Here is a 16,205-nt window from a genome sequence, read left to right as displayed (position 1 = left end):
TATTAGGAATTTAAACTCTTTTATATTTTTTGCAGGCGTTTTCATCGTGATGAAAATAGTACATAGCCATTGTTTTCTTCCATTTGATCATCCTGATATTACTTGAAACCGCTCCGATAGAATGGTAACTTATATAACCGTTGACACTTTTTCGCTAAACCAAATAGCGATTTGCGTTTGATCACCGCTAAAATGAATGATGCATCATCGTAAGATAATTATAATTTTACAACGCAATGAATTAAAAGGAGCGATCTTGTGGAAGTCGGAGTATTTATATCGCTGGCTATTTATATGGTTGGCATGCTACTAATAGGTTATTGGTCTTATCGTAAAACGTCTGATTTATCGGATTATATGTTAGGTGGAAGAGGCTTAGGTCCGGCAGTTACAGCGCTATCTGCTGGTGCGGCTGATATGAGCGGCTGGATGGTTATGGGATTGCCCGGAGCTATGTACGTTACTGGACTAGCCAGTGCATGGCTGGCTATTGGTCTTTCCGTTGGGGCTTACTTGAATTATTTAATCGTGGCACCCAGATTAAGAACGTATACAGAAGTTGCAAATGACTCGATTACAATACCAGACTACTTTGAAAACAGGTTTAAGGATTCATCCAACATGTTAAGGCTTGTGTCAGGTATTGTTATCCTTGTTTTCTTTGCATTATATGCCTCTGCAGGAATGGTATCAGGTGGCAAATTATTTGAAAGTGCATTCGGTCTTGATTATAGAATAGGTTTGTTTGTAACAGTAGGCGTAATTGTAGCCTATACTTTATTCGGCGGATTTTTAGCAGTTAGTTGGACCGACTTTGTACAAGGAATCATTATGTTTATTGCCTTGGTCTTAGTTCCGATCGTAGCTTTTACAAATGTCGGAGGACCACATATTGTGTGGGATGATATTCAAAGAATCGATCCTTCATTAATGGATTTTTTCAGAGGCACCTCGGTGTTGGGAATTATATCTTACTTGGCATGGGGACTTGGATATGTCGGGCAACCCCATATCATTGTCCGGTTTATGGCAATTACCTCTGTTAAAGAATTAAAGACTGCTCGTCGAATTGGGATTGGCTGGATGGTTATTTCCATCACTGGTGCAATGTTGACAGGGCTAATTGGGGTTTCTTACTTTGCCGATAAACCTAGTCTACTTAAAGACCCGGAGACGGTTCTGATCGTGTTTGCTGAAGTATTATTTCACCCGTTGATAACTGGTTTCATCCTAGCTGCAATTCTAGCTGCGATTATGAGTACAGTATCCTCACAGCTACTCGTTACCTCGAGTGCTGTTACTGAGGATTTTTACCGAACATTTTTCAGGAAGCAAGCGTCAGATAAAGAATTGGTTTTAATTGGACGTTTAGCAGTATTGGCGGTTGCGATTGTTAGTTTAGTATTAGCTTATTCGCCAAATAATACGATCTTGGATCTTGTTGGGAATGCATGGGCCGGTTTTGGGGCAGCATTTGGACCAGTTGTATTATTAAGTCTGTATTGGAAACGGATGACGAAATGGGGAGCACTAGCAGGCATGCTAGTTGGTGGTATAACCGTTATTATTTGGCTATCCATTCCGGGATTATCCGACTATCTATATGAAATCATACCAGGATTCCTACTTAGTTTACTCGCAGTTATCGTTGTTAGTTTACTAACAACGAATCCAGATAAACCCGTACAAGATCAATTTGAAAAAATGGAAGAAAAATTAATAGAAAGCAAATAAAAGATGGGGACAGTCCCCCACTACGCTAAAGCAATAGCATGGTGGGGGACTGTCCCCGTTTACATATAAGTCTTCTGATTTTTTATTTCACCGAAAATTTAGTATGATTACACTTAAGAGTAAAATAGTGTAGGGGAGCGAGAGCGATTGACTAAAGTAATAGATATAAAGGACGTTTCATGGAAGAGACAGGGGAAAACAATTTTATCTGATGTAAGTTGGAAGGTGGCAAAAGGGGAGCATTGGGCTGTACTTGGACTAAATGGCGCAGGCAAAACAACCATACTTAATATGATCAATGGCTATATTTGGCCAACGACAGGAAAGGTAAGCGTACTAGATCAGCCATTTGGTAAAACAGATATTAGAGAATTACGGAAATCGATTGGGTGGGTCAGTTCCTCGCTCCAAGAAAGGATCAAGGGGACAGGATATGCAGAAGATGTTGTTGTCAGCGGAAAGTATGCTTCCATCGGATTGTATGAGGACCCAACAGAGACTGATTTTCAAAAAGCTGCTCAAATAATGGAACAAGTTGGCTGCAGCTATTTGACAGGGCGAACGTATCAAACGTGTTCCCAAGGAGAAAGACAGAAAATCCTGATTGCACGAGGTTTGATGGCAGAACCGGAATTGTTAATTCTGGATGAGCCGACCAATGGTCTTGATTTCATATCACGCGAAGATCTTATGTCAGCTATTAATCAATTAGCAATGCAAAAAGACGCACCAACGATTGTCTTTGTAACGCACCATATTGAAGAAATTTTGCCAGTGTTTTCTCACACATTACTGCTTCGGAACGGAACTGTTTTTGATCATGGGGAGAGCAAAGCGGTATTAACGAGTGAAAGACTATCTAACTTCTTTGTTACACCGGTAAATGTAGAATGGCGCAGGGATCGGCCATGGATGACACTGAAAGGTTAGTTTTCTTCATTCTTGGCAGTAAAGAAAGCATATCCTCACAAATACCGATTAACGTATTTGCATCTGTGACTTTTGGAAAAGTATAAGTGATTGCTAAAGTTCACTTAATATGAAACCATTCTTGCTGCGTTTTGTCTATACATAAAATGAGAAAATAGAGTTATCTATTCTATTTATAGTGAGTATGTCTTATATTATTAGCTATCATTGGTTGGATTGTTTTTATCATTGCGAGAAATCGTAGAAGAAAATAGCAGTCATTAGGGTCATTCGCCGAAGTTCACATTTACGTCCGTTGCAAGGATGGAGATTCAGGGCACATCTTCGGTCAAAATAAAAACAGGGAAAAGCGCCCGATGCGCTTTTCCCTTGTTTATGCGTTTGCTTGCTCATATGCTTGATAAGCTTTTTCAACCTTTTTGCGTCCTGCATTAATTCCTGGATGAAATTGAATGGATGCTGTTTCTCGGATTGTTTTCACTTGCTTCATCGCTTCTGCGATTTTAATATCTAATTCGGCATTACTTTTTTCATTCTTTTTCGCGATGGACAGTCCGGCAAGCGTGCCTTGTGCACCTGCTACTTTTGAACTTTCTATACCGGTAATATTCCCAGCAACATACAGTCCTTCGACAGGTGTTTCCATTTGTTGATTATGGACAGGTACATGTCCGCCAAGTTCTTCTACATATTGAAAAGGACAGTCAATGACCGCAGCAAGTTCTGCAAGTGGGTATAGACCGCCAGCGATACAAACAAAATCAACTTCAATCGTTTCCTCGCTGCCTGCCACAGGCTCTCCATCTGCAGTTACTTTACAGACGGTAACCGATTCCACTTGCGTTGTACCATTGATGGAAACGATGGCTTTACGAATATGGATCGGCATTCCCCACATCTTCACGCCGCCTTTTGGATAAAAATTAACAGCTAAGTTGCGTATCCAAGCTGCTTTGGCAAATTTGCTGCCAAATCTTAGAAATGCTGACGGTGCTAGATGGGCAATCCGTACCAATCCATCCATCACCTTTTTAGGGTTACCAGCATCTTTTGTGACAGTATTGACCGCCGGAAGTGCCATGCTGTGAAGCTCCACGCCAGCTAATTGCAGTTCGCGTGCAATGGCAGCTGATAGTACGTTTACGCCCGCAACAATTCCTTTATTCCCAACCCGAACCCGGTGTACATTTGTCATGACTTGTGCAGCTCCGATCGACATGACGCCAGGAAGTGTCCAACCTGGCAGTGGAGCAGGAGATTCGGCGGCTCCACTTGCAACCAAAAGATTCTCTGTATCGATTACGCCTTGATTTGTATGTACAGCAAATCCGTTATCTACCTTTTCGATATGATGGACAGATACACCGCATTTGATTTCAGTATTAAATGCTTCCGCTTTGTCTACTAACTTTTGGGTTTCTTTAATCCCGTTCCACCATTCTCCATCTGGTTCCTGGTGTAACTGTCCCACCAGTCTGCCGCCGGGCTTAGGAAATTCATCAATTACTAAGGTGTCCAAATCCCATTCCCTGCATGCAATTGCGGCCGATAAGCCAGCAGGGCCAGCACCAATAATAACAATATCACGCATTTGGGTCGCCCTCCTTATTATCCGTATGCTTTTCAGTGAAATCTGCATAAGTTTGCGGCATATCTTCTGGTTGGCTAAATGGCGTTGGTTGCACTTTTCCACTTTCCACTACCATTTCTGGTGTTAGTTCTGTTAAACAAGCGCGAACGCCAGGAGTTTGATCGATGGTCATGCGGCATTCAAAGCAATGGCCAATATTACAATAGATTCCTCGTGTTGAACCGCTTTCTTCGTGAACACGCAATTGGCGAATACCATTGGCAAGCAGCGCAGAAGCGACAGTATCACCTTCATAGCCTTCATACGTCTTTCCGTCAAATGTAAAAGTGACCGGTGTTTTATTTTCTAGATGACCGAGCACAGGGTGATCGATTATTCGGTTTTGATTCATGACTGATGCTGCCCCCCTAATGTTGCTAAAGATGTAGGTCTGACAGGCGGTTGTACCTTTAAAGGTAAATTATTGCCCGGTTCCTCTCCTGTAGCTTCTTGTACAACTGCATCCACAGCTGGTCGGCATGTCCGTCCACCACAATAACCCATCCCAGCCCTTGTGCGCAATTTAAGTTCACGGGCAGAACAGCCATATTTTTCAGCTGTATTGTTAATGTCTTCTAATGTTACTTCTTCACATCTGCATATAATCGTATGATCCATAAGTATAATTCCTCCTCGTACAAAATCATTAGAAATGTAATGGCTTACATTTATTTCACTAAAAAATTGACAAGCAATTTAATACTACTATAACATATATGATAGAATAGTATTAAATATATTGCCAGCATACGATACTAGTCGTTGGAAATTGTAATGTGTGAAGGAGATGGGACATATGACAAAGGGAAATCATACGGAGGTAGCTATTATTGGTGGGGGAATTGTTGGTTGTGCGGCTGCTTATTATATAGCAAAAGCAGGAATTGATTGTACGCTAATTGAAAAGAATGATATCGCAAGTGGTACCTCGTCCAAGTGTGATGGTAATATTAGTATTGTTGACAAGGATCCGGGATTTGATAGTAAAATGTCACTGGTTAGCCAGGAACTAACGGTAGACTTAAATAAGGATCTCGAATTGCCCTTTGAATATCGTGCACTTGGCAGTATTTTAGTATGTGATAATGATGATGAAATGCAAGCTGCAAAAGATTGGGTGAAAACACAGAGTGAAGGCGGATTGAAATTTAATGTGCTTGACCCTAAAGACATACGGCAGGAGTCCCCATTTTTTGCTGAGGATATCCCTGGTGGATTGGAATGTGAGACGGACTCACTGATTAATCCTTATTTATTTTGTTACTCTCTGGTCGATAAGGCGAAGCAATACGGGCTTAAAGTACGCACTAACGCAGAAGTGACAGCGATTTCAAAAGGTGATGATTTCACCATTGAGACAAGCGATGGAACAATTACAGCTAAAAAGGTAGTTAATGCGGCAGGCGTGTGGGCACCATTTATTGGGAAAATGCTTGACCTGGATATTCCGATCGTACCAAGAAAAGGACATATTCTTGTAGGATCAAGACAGCAGCCGATAATGATGCGGAATGTGATGGAATTTGGTTATTTAATGAATAAATTTGGCCGTGAACGTATCGCGGATGAAAGAACAACAGAGCATGGTGTTGCCTTGGTCCTTGAACCGACGGAAAGCCAAAACTTCTTACTTGGCAGTAGTCGGGAATTTGTTGGCTATGATAGCAAGGTTAATATTCAGGTTGTAGAAACAATCGCAAAAAGAGCGTTGCGTTTTTATCCTAAGATGAATGACTTTAAAATGATTCGGGCGTATGCAGGGTTCAGGCCTTTTACAGAAGATCATTTACCAATTGTTTCAGCTGTTGACGAGATACCAGGATTTTATATTGCTGCAGGACATGAAGGAGATGGCATTAGTCTGGCCACAGTAACAGGAAAACTTGTAGAAGAATTGATTCAGGAAAAAGAAACTATTATACCAGTGGCTCCATTACGTTTCGACCGTTTTGAGAAAGTACCTATTTCTTAAGGGGGAATCCAAGAGAGACGGGCTGCCTGAGACAGTTCGCTCCCGATATTTTTAGGAATAAAACAAACAAGAATACACCTGGGGGATATTATGTTTAAAATTTTAAAGATCGGCAGCGCTTTTATCGGGATTATTGTCGGAGCGGGATTTGCTTCGGGACAGGAAGTCTTACAATACTTCACGAGCTTTGGACATTTAGGGACACTCGCAGCAATTATTTCAACGATATTGTTTGCATACATAGGTATGACATTGACAAAGCTTGGAAGTCGGATCCAGACAACATCGCATAAAGAAGCTGTTTATAAAATTAGTGGTCCCTATCTTGGGGTCGTGGTAGATTATATTATCATATTTACTCTATTTGGCGTCGGTGTTGTAATGATTGCGGGAGCGGGATCCACATTACATCAACAATTTGGGTTAGCGCCATTCATTGGTAGTGCAATCATGACCATTTTGGTGGTTTTAACGATCATGCTAAATGTGGATAAAGTTATTGCCATTATTGGTAGTATCACACCATTTCTTGTGCTCGCCATAATCCTTATCGGTGTATACAGTCTGTTGACGATGGATTTGTCATTCACCGAACTTAACCCGATTGCTAAACAACAGGATTCAATCGTTTCAAATTGGTTTATTTCAGCAGTTAACTATGTGTCGTTTAATACAGCGGTTGGAGCTGCCATGTCACTGGTTATGGGTGGGGCGGAGAAAAACGAAAGGACGGCAACACTAGGTGGTTTTGTTGGTGGACTTGGACTTGGTGTTTTGATCATTCTTAGCCACCTGGCTATTTTCTCGAAAATCGATGTTGTTGCAAACTTTGAGATGCCAATGTTGAAACTAATTGATGATATTTCTCCAATGCTTGGAATATTTATGGCATTGATTTTATTCGGGATGATTTTTAATACAGCGGTTAGTATGTTTTATGCATTTGTTGCACGATTTATGGAAATGCGTACGAAAAAGGCAAATATTGTCATTATCGTTACGGGCGTCATTGGCTTTATTGCCAGTTTTGTTGGTTTTACAGATCTTGTATCTAACCTCTATCGTTTTATAGGTTACCTAGGCTTGTTCCTTATTTTTGCGCTCATTTATGCACCGTTTAAACTTAAAAAGGATGAGCGAAATCAGGCTATGGAAGAGGCTGCGAGCTCAAAAGAAGCTGCAAATAAGTGAAAAAGTAAGGAATAGCATAAGGACTATCGCCAATTTCTAATTTAGATGGCGGTGGTCCTTTGTTGTTTTTAAAATATAATTACACAGTACGCCGGTACCGGCACATCCTATGCGTGAAATGCTATTTTAATCAAGTCAACGTCGTGAAGAGAATAATTATTTAAGAAAGTTATTGACTTTGAATTTTCTAAACACTATAATAACAAGGTACCAAAAAAACGAGAGGAGGTCGCTAATATGAAAAACATCATTCAACTTTCTAAATGTAACTTCATAGTTTTTGTGATCTCCATGAGAAGTGAGCGTATATTTTAAGATATAAAGTTTCATCTTAAATGTCGGAGGTCACATATGTTTGTGACCTTTTTTTACTGTGTATACGGATAGGTTTGTCTTCCGGGATAAACGTAAAAATGCATGCGTCATAGACGTATGCATTTTTTTGCGTGTTCAATTATTCAAATACAGTATGAAACTCACTCCATGGTGGTTCCATGTATTCAATGATTTATCAAACCAGTTTGACCGAATTGGTTACTAAAGTCGTTACCGAAATAGTAAGCCGTTCATATGATTGAGAATGCGAGAAAATAAGTTCGCGTCAAAAATGTTTAGAATCCCAGTCTAAAGATGTAGAAGTCTTATTTTGAAAGTAGGATTTATTACTGCCGATTTTCATACTGAATGCCGACGACGACGGGGTCTTCAACCTGTAACATGAATGTTGAAAACAAAATAAATCCTGGAGGCGGGAGATAATGAATCTGAATGAATATGTTTTTAAATATGAATATGAAAAGCGAAAAGAAGAATTAGAAGCGCTTCTATTTACAAAAAACGAGCGAATGACACCAATTAAAAAAAGATGGTGGTTTAATGTGTTTATTAGGAAGAAACAGTAGTGCTTGGATAGATTAAAAGGGCGTATTTCAAAAGTATGTATATAAAAAATAGATGTTTTTTATATAATTTCACCAATGACCTCCCTTGATCTGTTCTCAGAGAGCATAGATTATCAGGCTTTCGGCATGCAAAAACGCCATCATTGAAAGTAAGAAAAGTCGACATGGTAATTTAAATCAAGGAGGGTAATCACAATGGATTTTAACGAGTATGCTATTAAGTACGAATATGAAGAAAAAAGAAGACAGATGCAGGCATCCGTATATAGGAGTCAGCTTAAAAAGAAGCGAAAGAAGGCTAAAAAAAGAACGTGGTTCAATCTGTTTTTTTACAAAGAAATAAAGAAAATATAGATTTAGAAAGGGTTTTTAGCTCCTCGATAGAAATAAGAATAAAGGAATCGTGATAGGGAGTTGATGAAAGATGAGTGTTCAAGTAGTGTTGGATGATAGTGCTTTCATATTGAATGTTTCAGGATGGATGACGGTAGCGACTTTAAGGAAGGAAATAAAAATCCCTTACACTATGATTGAAGAAGTACAGGCTGGAAGTTTCAAGTTTCCTTGGACAGCAATAAAAAGAACAGGCATTACTACAGCTGGCTATAAAGCGGGGCACTTTGTTATGGATGGGAAGAAATGTTTTTTATCTTATCATGATGCCAACAAAGTAGTGATCCTTGATTTAAAAGGACATGAATTTGATAAAATAGTAATTGAAAGCGAAGATCCAGAACAACTTACAAACGATATATTGATGCGTTGCGCTTCACGGTAATTGTAATGAAATTTATCTCTTTGGTTGGAAGATTACTCGCTTCCCACATATATAGATTGAAATATTTGTTTGGATTTAAATAGCACTAATTCTTTCCAGGATGAAAAGGATACACGAAATGGCGTCTCTATCCGTGTATCCTGCTTGTTGAACGAAATTAACCTTTCAACATTCTATCTTCCTGGATATCGCCTTTTCTTTTGGCATAAAGATTGGTTGCTATAAAACCGGCCAAAATGAGGATGGTTGCCATTAGTCCACCTTCCAGTCCGAAAGCGCCGCCTGTCCATAATTTGTTTCCAACAGCAGTGGAAACATTATAAATGCCATGTGGTGTTGTTCCGCTTACCGCAAAGCCAAATACATTTCCTTGGAAATAGTTCCATGTCATATGGTATCCAATTGGCAACCAAAGACTGTTGGTGACGTCAAACATATAAGCGAATAAAATGCCGACCAAGGCAATATTAATAAGCCCGATCATACTCACATTGGGATTTGTGGCGTGAACAATGCTAAATAACAAAGCGGAAACGACATAGATAACCCATTTTTTGTTGCCTCTGCTTAACATGGTTGAAATGACATAACCTCTGAAAAACATCTCTTCAAAGAAACCGACAAGAATAAACATTATAGCAAATGCTAGTGTATATGCTGTAAATTCCGGACGAGAAAAGCCATTGATGAGTTCTACATTGCCTGTCATCATTAACAGGATAAAAATGATCGTTATCGAGATAGCGCCAAGCAGTAACCCGAAGCCGAAATCTTTTCCTGAACCTCTAATGCCGAGTTCTTTTAGCGACATTTTATTAACAAAGCGCCATAGCAGCAAGGTAATCAAAATGCCACCGGCTGTTCCACCACCTTGAATGAACAACGTTATCCAGGGGTGTTCATCAAGCGTAGCCATCACATCAGAAGTAGATGTATTTACCATGTTAGCTGCCTCAGTCATAACTAGTAAAATAATTCCTGGTATTGTAAAGATTGTTTGAACCAAAAACATTGCAATGCCGGCTAATAAAATGAGCCAGCCTGCTCTGACTTGACCCGATTGGTTTTTGAACATCGAATTCCTCCGTTTTGCCTCGTGAAATTGTTAATTATATATATTCTATAGTACATGGGAGTGAATAGAAAATAAAAGTATTTTGAAGTCCAGTTTAATTTTATTTTTTACTCTGCTGAAACAGTTGGCTCAAGAATGGTTAATGTATTATTCATGGTATCTAAGTTAGCGGACGCTCCGATGGGGACTGCTGCTTTATACGTGCCATGTGCAGTCGCAAGGTTTGTCATAAGTGGCTTTCCAAGCGGAACAATAAAGTCATTGATGAGATCGTCATATGTTTTGCCATAAGCCGCAGCGCAGTCTGTGCATTGTCCCATAACAATGCCAACACAATCATCAAACTTTCCAGCAAGCTTCAATCGATCAAGGTAACGATAAACGGTATTTATTGGTTCATGTGTTTCTTCGATTAGTAGAATTTTTTCTTTTGTATCTATTTCAAAGGGGGTTCCAATGGTATCAACAAAGGACGTCAGATTCCCTCCGACAATGTCACCCGTAACATTTCCAGGAACAACGCTGACAAGCGGCATTTCTGGTGGATTTTCTATTATTCTTGTCGCTGGCGTGGTAGAAACAGCAGCAAAAAATTGGTCGAAATTATATTTTGGCATCCCTAAATTAAAGTCTATCAGCATGAGGCTTTGAAAGGTGATCAAGTCCGCATATTCATATAATGTGTTTAGCAGAACGGTCACATCACTGTAGCCGGAAATGATTTTAGGGTTTTGCCGGATGAACTGAAAATCTAAAAAGGGAAGAATTCCAGCTACACCAACGCCACCTCTCGTAGGCAAGATCAATTTTACTTCCGATCGATCGAACATCTGCATCAGATCAAATGCGCGCTGCTGATCTGTCCCCGCTAAAAAACCGTCCGCAGCATAAACAAAATTGCCGACGACAACTTTAAAACCCATATTTCGTAAAACCTCAATTCTAGCATCAATTACACTTTTTGCTAGTGGACTACCTAAAGCAACTACACCGATTGTATCTCCTGGCATCAAAATAGGTGGTTTTGTGGCCACAAGAAAGACCCCTTCCTAGGGTAAACAAACTCCCTATTTCAATGATATTAATGAAGTCCATCTATCATGACAAATAAAAAAAGCCTTACATGACTTCCCGACCGAAATTCCAAATAGCAAATCGGAATAACGTCAGGAAAGCCTGTAAAGCTGATAGCGTGAATATGAATTAACACGAAAGATGATCCATCATGTGGTGGATGTAATAAATGCTTGCCGTTAGGCGGGTGTGTGCCGGGGAAATTTGAAAATCCTTATATCCGAAGAATCTTATGCGATATGATCTTCCACTGGAACATCGTCATTTTCACTTTTTACATAATAATTACCTTTTGTATAAATTGCCAGAATAACTGTTAGTATAGCAGCTAGAATTGCTGCGAAGAATGCGGCAGTGTTTTGTAAGAACGATCCCATATAACCGAGTGCGGCAATGGTACCTAACCCACTAGCGATGATTAATGAAACAACACCAACAGGATTCCATTGATACAAATGCTTTTGCCTGGCTTCATAATAGGCAGGGCCTATTTTTAATAATTTTTTTACGATTAAGGCGTCACTGACTAATATTGCTGCCCAAGCCATTAAAAATACGCCTTGGAAAGTCAATGCAGCATCTAAATGATCAACGATTCCGCCAAGCATTAACGCCATTGCAGTTAGACCTGCAACAACAACCCAAAATCGTCTACCTGGTGTAAATTTAAAGACGTTTTCAAAAAAGGTGGCTAGCGATAGTGAACTACTATAAATATTCGTTACATTAATTCTTATTTGTGTTAGCAGTGTAAATAACGCACCGCCAATTCCAAGCAATTGAACAATGTAAACACCTGGATTCGGTTCTGCTAATAGTACACCAAACCAAATACCAAGACCGCCCATTACTCCAAAACAGAAAATTTGTGGAATGAATCCGATTGCAATCGTGCCCTTTATATCCTTTGGCTTAAGGAATCTGGCATAGTCGGAAGCCAGTAACATCGTAAGCCCCATAATTCCATGTTGCATCCCGATACAAAGTAATAAAGCGGTTCCGCCGACTTGAACCCCTTCCGGCATATATGACCAAAAGTGACCCTCGAAAATCGGAGTCTTGAATAATGATACAACAATTGCAGCTGCTAAAAAAACAGCAAATAATGGCAAAGACCATTTTTGTAGTTTATCCAGTTGTTTGATACCAAACCAATTTAAAGGTATAACCATTGTTCCAAAGACAACGATCAGTAACCATGTTGGAATAGCGGGGAAAAATTCGTTAACTGCAAATACCAGTATCATACCTTCAAAGGCACAATACATGATAAAATTCGACGCATAGATGAGAGATGTTAGCGATGCACCTATGTAGCCAAACCCACCGCCCCTAGATAATAAATTCACGTTCATTCCGGATTTAGCAGATAAATAAGCGATAATTGTGCCCATGATACCTGCTACGATGATTGCGTAAGCTGCGGATATAATAGCATTAATAGCACCGAATTGAAGTGCCATGACACTTCCTAGTTGAAAATAAAAAATGGCAGTTGCAATGCCAAAAGTAATGTTTGTAATACTGAACCAGCCCATGTTCCTTTTGTCACGTGGTACTCTGTCTAAAGAATAATCATCTTCACTGCCTTGTGTGTGATCTGCTCTAATTTGCTCAGATCCCATACGTATCATCTCCCTACTTTGTGTATTGTTTCACATGATACTTCTTTTCTTTTTGTGTATAGATTCACATTTTCCACTACCACTGGTATTTAATATATCACTATTGTTCACTACTTATCAAGTGCCGTTAACATTCGTGAGTTGTTATAGTACGGTTTTTAGCCGGTTCTATCTGTATTATACTACCGCTATCTTAGAAATAAGGGGGCAAACGGAAAAATAAAAGAGTTGTTAATGAGTAGTGGTAACCTAAATATTCCTTAACCGCGTCCTCTTTTCATCTCTTTTGTTTAGGTATGTTCAAGAACCCTTCTATGGATCGGTCAAGAAATAGAGCGGGTATTGGTATGTAAATGATGATTAGTAAAAGACATAATTAGGAATAGATTTTGAACCGTATTTTCTTAAACAGCAGTATGAGTGTCAGTGTTAATACTGCTAGAACATTAGCGAAAGAGGTTTTCGGTCCAAAAAAATTTCCCATAACTTCCGTGTAGTGCCGTATTTTAAATTCTTCCGTAAAATCTTTGATCGCGATTACAAACTAATGATAATATGAATGGTAGAACTTATAAAAAGTATACGGTGGTGGGAGAGCGATAGTGATGAAAAGAACGTTAGTCATTAGTGACATACACGGGGAACTTGATAAATTTGATCAGTTGCTTGAAAGGGCAGGTTATGATGTGAAAACGGATCAATTAATTTTGCTCGGAGATTATATTGATCGTGGACCAGATCCACGCGGGGTATTAACGAGGGTGATGGAATTGAAAGAACAAGGCGCTATCGTATTAAGGGGGAACCATGACGAAATGATGGTAGCTGTAGCAGATCAGGATCCTGATGCATGGGAAAGATGGGAGAAAAACGGCGCGATTCATACGCTAAAAAGCTATGATTCATCGATTGAAAAGATGGAGATTCCTGATAGTGATACATTTAGACAGCATGTTTCCTTCATTAAAAAGATGGATTACTATTATCAAACAGATGACTATATATTTGTTCATGCAGGCGTAGATCCGGATATCCCTGTGGAGGAAACAGATCCACTCATTTTAATTTGGATTCGCGAACCGTTTCATCATGGCTATCATGGAGAGAAAACGGTCGTGTTTGGACATACCCCGACAGCTTATTTTCATGGTAAAGGCAACCATGGTGTCTATTATGGAAAGAATAATATCATTGGCATTGATGGTGGAGCTGTATATGGTGGGCAATTGAACTGCTTGGAGCTAGAAACCAATCATGTTTATTCCGTGCAGTGATAGGATGTAACTTGATTTTTCGATCGTACACGTACTCAAATCCCAACTTCTGAAATGAAAGGGCATGTCATAGAATGAAAAAAATTGAAAGTATAAGGAGCTGATCCGATGGATGAAGGATATTTTGTAGGCTGGGGTACATTATCGCTAATTAATGCGGGATTAGCTCAGGGCAAGAATCGAAGTGGAATGAACTGGTTTCTTATTTCATTATTATTAGGACCGATTGCAACATTGATTTTGTTAACGTATGGAAAATTACCTAACTCGGACGACTCATAGAGTGTATACCTGTTTGGGTGGTACTTGTTGGCGCGCCAGTAGCGCCAACAAGTACCGAAACTCGAGCGACAAGTACCGAAACTCGAGCGACAAGTACCGAAACTCGAGCGACAAGCAACCATTTTAAATGTTATGATTGAACTTCTGGTTTTGGATAGTCATATCCTTTTGTATCGACTTCCATTTTTTTGATTTTTTGATCCTTTACTGGTTTATCGGCATCGTCTGCATCAACGGATACAATGGCATCGACGACATCCATACCATCGGTTACCTTTCCAAATCCAGCATAATCCCCGTCAAGATGTGAAGAATCTGCGACCATAATAAAGAACTGTGAGCCAGCTGAATCTGGACTCTGTGAACGGGCCATGGAAAGGACGCCGCGATCATGCTTCAATTCATTGTCGAATCCATTCGAACTAAATTCGCCTTTAATAGAATAATCGGGTCCACCCGTACCATTACCGGAGGGGTCCCCACCTTGGATCATAAATTCCGGAATAACTCGGTGGAAAATTAGCCCATCATAGAACTTGTCCTCAATTAATGATATAAAATTTGCAACGGTATTTGGCGCAACATCAGGGTACAATTCAATCGTTACTTCTTCGTCATTTTCCATCGTCATCGTAACGATTGGATTCTCTTCAACGTCTTCAGGGTATGCAGTTTGTTCAGTTGAGCTTTCCGAAGCACCTTCTTCAGTTTGATCATCCTCTGAAGTTGTTCCGCAGCCCGCTACGATCATCGTCAATAGTACCATGGCAATGATGAACAGCCACCCTTTATGTAATGGTGAAAAACTTCTTCTCATCACAAACCTCCTCAAAATAAATGTTCACTTATTATACCATGTAAGCAATACGCTGGAAAATGTCTATTAGAAATTTCAGTTGATCTGAAAGGAAAACTTACTTTCTTTTAAAAAACTCCCCTTATTATAGGTTCGTTCGACAAATGTAACCTGGTTATCCTCGTCGATCAGTAAAACAGTAGACGAGCGTGTGCCATACAGGGGTGTCTTGATAAATAAAGGGGATAATTGTCGTTCCAAATTTAATCCTACACCTGTATCTGGTAGGTCTTCGTCCATAGCCCTATCTGTATTGGAAAGGATGTTAAATAGCTCATCTATCTGTAGTTTATCTGTTCCAGCTACATATGATTTTAATAAGTTTTTTCCTTTCGTTACTTTTGGCCAAGGCGTATTTAATGAATCATTGCTTAATCCATGTGTTCCAGCGATGATTTCGGTTATTTCATTTTGTACATTATTATAATGTAATAGTTGCTGCGTATTACCGGCGATAAGATTGAATCCGGTATAATCATCTTTGGTTTCCTGTAATGATTGCATAAAGGCTAATGGCGAAACATCCTGCGTTGAGTAATCCCTAACTATAGCCCCGCGAGATATCTTTCCTGGTTCCATATGTGCGGGATCCCTGTAGTTGGTTAGTGCCGCGAAACGTCCCTGTTTTGTTATCCCTAGCCAGGTCCCAAATTGTAATAAGTCACGTCCTGCAAGAATATTGGGTTCATCTTCCCAAAAAGCGGCAGGCGCTGTTGGTCGATCATAACTTTCATCTCGATTGGCTGCGACAATTAATGGATAATGTGGATGCCTATGTAATTGAAAATTAATTAAGCACATGAGTAGTGGCTCCCTTAATGATTATTTTAATGTTATATCTATTATACAGATACATGTTATTGCCTGCATTTTTCAGATGTT

16 protein-coding genes and 1 pseudogene are annotated in these 16,205 nt (G+C 39.6%); 9 read left to right on the top strand and 8 right to left on the bottom strand.

The window, feature by feature from the left end; translation table 11 throughout:
* Positions 1-258: 258 nt before the first annotated feature.
* On the top strand, positions 259-1,734 hold the full coding sequence (gene putP / locus JOC34_RS13280; RefSeq protein ID WP_205137265.1) for a sodium/proline symporter PutP: 1,476 nt from the start codon (positions 259-261) through the stop codon (positions 1,732-1,734).
* A gap of 147 nt (positions 1,735-1,881) precedes the next feature.
* Positions 1,882-2,664 (top strand): ABC transporter ATP-binding protein, encoded by a 783-nt coding sequence (locus JOC34_RS13275; RefSeq protein WP_205137264.1) that lies wholly within the window; start codon positions 1,882-1,884, stop codon positions 2,662-2,664.
* A gap of 373 nt (positions 2,665-3,037) precedes the next feature.
* On the opposite strand, the gene JOC34_RS13270 is transcribed toward JOC34_RS13275, so the two are convergent.
* From JOC34_RS13270 to JOC34_RS13260, 3 genes and pseudogenes are all read right to left on the bottom strand, one after another.
* A complete protein-coding gene (locus tag JOC34_RS13270) occupies positions 3,038-4,255 on the bottom strand; it encodes an NAD(P)/FAD-dependent oxidoreductase (protein WP_205137263.1) in 1,218 nt (405 codons plus the stop codon).
* Between the two features lie 85 nt (positions 4,256-4,340).
* Positions 4,341-4,646, bottom strand: a pseudogene (locus JOC34_RS13265) ((2Fe-2S)-binding protein); the annotation flags it as partial.
* Positions 4,643-4,912 (bottom strand): (2Fe-2S)-binding protein, encoded by a 270-nt coding sequence (locus tag JOC34_RS13260; protein WP_205137261.1) that lies wholly within the window; start codon positions 4,910-4,912, stop codon positions 4,643-4,645. The gene JOC34_RS13260 and the pseudogene JOC34_RS13265, both read right to left, overlap by 4 nt.
* 178 nt (positions 4,913-5,090) lie before the next feature.
* Between JOC34_RS13260 and JOC34_RS13255 the strand changes: the two genes are divergently transcribed.
* The 5 genes from JOC34_RS13255 (at position 5,091) to JOC34_RS13235 (ending at position 9,137) form a co-directional block, all read left to right on the top strand.
* Positions 5,091-6,266 carry an NAD(P)/FAD-dependent oxidoreductase gene (locus JOC34_RS13255; RefSeq protein ID WP_205137260.1) on the top strand — a complete coding sequence of 392 codons (1,176 nt, stop codon included), beginning with the start codon at positions 5,091-5,093 and terminating at the stop codon, positions 6,264-6,266.
* A 90-nt stretch (positions 6,267-6,356) separates the two neighbouring features.
* Positions 6,357-7,457 (top strand): YkvI family membrane protein, encoded by a 1,101-nt coding sequence (locus tag JOC34_RS13250; protein WP_205137259.1) that lies wholly within the window; start codon positions 6,357-6,359, stop codon positions 7,455-7,457.
* Between the two features lie 758 nt (positions 7,458-8,215).
* The gene (locus JOC34_RS13245; protein ID WP_205137258.1) at positions 8,216-8,359 is read left to right on the top strand and encodes a hypothetical protein; all 144 of its coding nucleotides are present in this window, start codon (positions 8,216-8,218) and stop codon (positions 8,357-8,359) included.
* A gap of 195 nt (positions 8,360-8,554) precedes the next feature.
* Entirely contained in the window at positions 8,555-8,713 is a 159-nt protein-coding gene (locus JOC34_RS13240) for a hypothetical protein (protein WP_205137257.1), read from the top strand.
* A 70-nt stretch (positions 8,714-8,783) separates the two neighbouring features.
* On the top strand, positions 8,784-9,137 hold the full coding sequence (locus JOC34_RS13235) for a PH domain-containing protein (RefSeq protein ID WP_205137256.1): 354 nt from the start codon (positions 8,784-8,786) through the stop codon (positions 9,135-9,137).
* Positions 9,138-9,294: 157 nt separating this feature from the next.
* On the opposite strand, the gene JOC34_RS13230 is transcribed toward JOC34_RS13235, so the two are convergent.
* The 3 genes from JOC34_RS13230 to JOC34_RS13220 all read right to left on the bottom strand — a co-directional run bounded on the left by JOC34_RS13230 (position 9,295) and on the right by JOC34_RS13220 (position 12,911).
* Positions 9,295-10,212 carry a CPBP family intramembrane glutamic endopeptidase gene (locus JOC34_RS13230; protein WP_205137255.1) on the bottom strand — a complete coding sequence of 306 codons (918 nt, stop codon included), beginning with the start codon at positions 10,210-10,212 and terminating at the stop codon, positions 9,295-9,297.
* Positions 10,213-10,319: 107 nt separating this feature from the next.
* A complete protein-coding gene (locus tag JOC34_RS13225) occupies positions 10,320-11,246 on the bottom strand; it encodes an LD-carboxypeptidase (RefSeq protein ID WP_205137254.1) in 927 nt (308 codons plus the stop codon).
* A gap of 270 nt (positions 11,247-11,516) precedes the next feature.
* Positions 11,517-12,911, bottom strand: a complete 1,395-nt coding sequence (locus JOC34_RS13220; RefSeq protein WP_205137253.1) for a purine-cytosine permease family protein — start codon at positions 12,909-12,911, stop codon at positions 11,517-11,519.
* A 605-nt stretch (positions 12,912-13,516) separates the two neighbouring features.
* On the opposite strand from JOC34_RS13220, the gene JOC34_RS13215 reads away from it, so the two are divergent.
* Both JOC34_RS13215 and JOC34_RS13210 read left to right on the top strand, forming a co-directional pair.
* The gene (locus JOC34_RS13215; RefSeq protein WP_205137252.1) at positions 13,517-14,185 is read left to right on the top strand and encodes a metallophosphoesterase family protein; all 669 of its coding nucleotides are present in this window, start codon (positions 13,517-13,519) and stop codon (positions 14,183-14,185) included.
* A gap of 108 nt (positions 14,186-14,293) precedes the next feature.
* Complete coding sequence (locus tag JOC34_RS13210; RefSeq protein ID WP_205137251.1) at positions 14,294-14,467, top strand: hypothetical protein; 174 nt, start codon at positions 14,294-14,296, stop codon at positions 14,465-14,467.
* Positions 14,468-14,597: 130 nt separating this feature from the next.
* On the opposite strand, the gene JOC34_RS13205 is transcribed toward JOC34_RS13210, so the two are convergent.
* Together JOC34_RS13205 and JOC34_RS13200 are read right to left on the bottom strand one after the other, a co-directional pair.
* Positions 14,598-15,284, bottom strand: coding sequence for a peptidylprolyl isomerase (locus JOC34_RS13205; protein WP_239544371.1), 687 nt, complete (start codon positions 15,282-15,284; stop codon positions 14,598-14,600).
* Positions 15,285-15,359: 75 nt separating this feature from the next.
* The gene (locus JOC34_RS13200) at positions 15,360-16,124 is read right to left on the bottom strand and encodes an NRDE family protein (protein WP_205137250.1); all 765 of its coding nucleotides are present in this window, start codon (positions 16,122-16,124) and stop codon (positions 15,360-15,362) included.
* Positions 16,125-16,205: the final 81 nt, after the last annotated feature.

Origin of the sequence: Virgibacillus halotolerans, from assembly GCF_016908515.1 — a bacterium.
GTDB classification, from domain to species: domain Bacteria; phylum Bacillota; class Bacilli; order Bacillales; family Amphibacillaceae; genus Virgibacillus_M; species Virgibacillus_M halotolerans.
The sequence above is the reverse complement of the archived record's forward strand: the minus strand, read 5'-3'. Positions and strand labels throughout refer to the sequence as shown.

What these genes read in the sequence shown, in the direction of transcription:
- JOC34_RS13240 (WP_205137257.1), top strand. Translation starts at nt 8,555, where the DNA reads ATGGATTTTAACGAGTATGCTATTAAGTACGAATATGAAGAAAAAAGA.
- JOC34_RS13220 (WP_205137253.1), bottom strand. Translation starts at nt 12,911, where the DNA reads ATGGGATCTGAGCAAATTAGAGCAGATCACACACAAGGCAGTGAAGAT.
- JOC34_RS13235 (WP_205137256.1), top strand. Translation starts at nt 8,784, where the DNA reads ATGAGTGTTCAAGTAGTGTTGGATGATAGTGCTTTCATATTGAATGTT.
- JOC34_RS13245 (WP_205137258.1), top strand. Translation starts at nt 8,216, where the DNA reads ATGAATCTGAATGAATATGTTTTTAAATATGAATATGAAAAGCGAAAA.
- JOC34_RS13205 (WP_239544371.1), bottom strand. Translation starts at nt 15,284, where the DNA reads ATGAGAAGAAGTTTTTCACCATTACATAAAGGGTGGCTGTTCATCATT.
- JOC34_RS13255 (WP_205137260.1), top strand. Translation starts at nt 5,091, where the DNA reads ATGACAAAGGGAAATCATACGGAGGTAGCTATTATTGGTGGGGGAATT.
- JOC34_RS13250 (WP_205137259.1), top strand. Translation starts at nt 6,357, where the DNA reads ATGTTTAAAATTTTAAAGATCGGCAGCGCTTTTATCGGGATTATTGTC.
- JOC34_RS13230 (WP_205137255.1), bottom strand. Translation starts at nt 10,212, where the DNA reads ATGTTCAAAAACCAATCGGGTCAAGTCAGAGCAGGCTGGCTCATTTTA.
- JOC34_RS13215 (WP_205137252.1), top strand. Translation starts at nt 13,517, where the DNA reads ATGAAAAGAACGTTAGTCATTAGTGACATACACGGGGAACTTGATAAA.
- JOC34_RS13260 (WP_205137261.1), bottom strand. Translation starts at nt 4,912, where the DNA reads ATGGATCATACGATTATATGCAGATGTGAAGAAGTAACATTAGAAGAC.
- JOC34_RS13210 (WP_205137251.1), top strand. Translation starts at nt 14,294, where the DNA reads ATGGATGAAGGATATTTTGTAGGCTGGGGTACATTATCGCTAATTAAT.
- JOC34_RS13200 (WP_205137250.1), bottom strand. Translation starts at nt 16,124, where the DNA reads ATGTGCTTAATTAATTTTCAATTACATAGGCATCCACATTATCCATTA.
- JOC34_RS13270 (WP_205137263.1), bottom strand. Translation starts at nt 4,255, where the DNA reads ATGCGTGATATTGTTATTATTGGTGCTGGCCCTGCTGGCTTATCGGCC.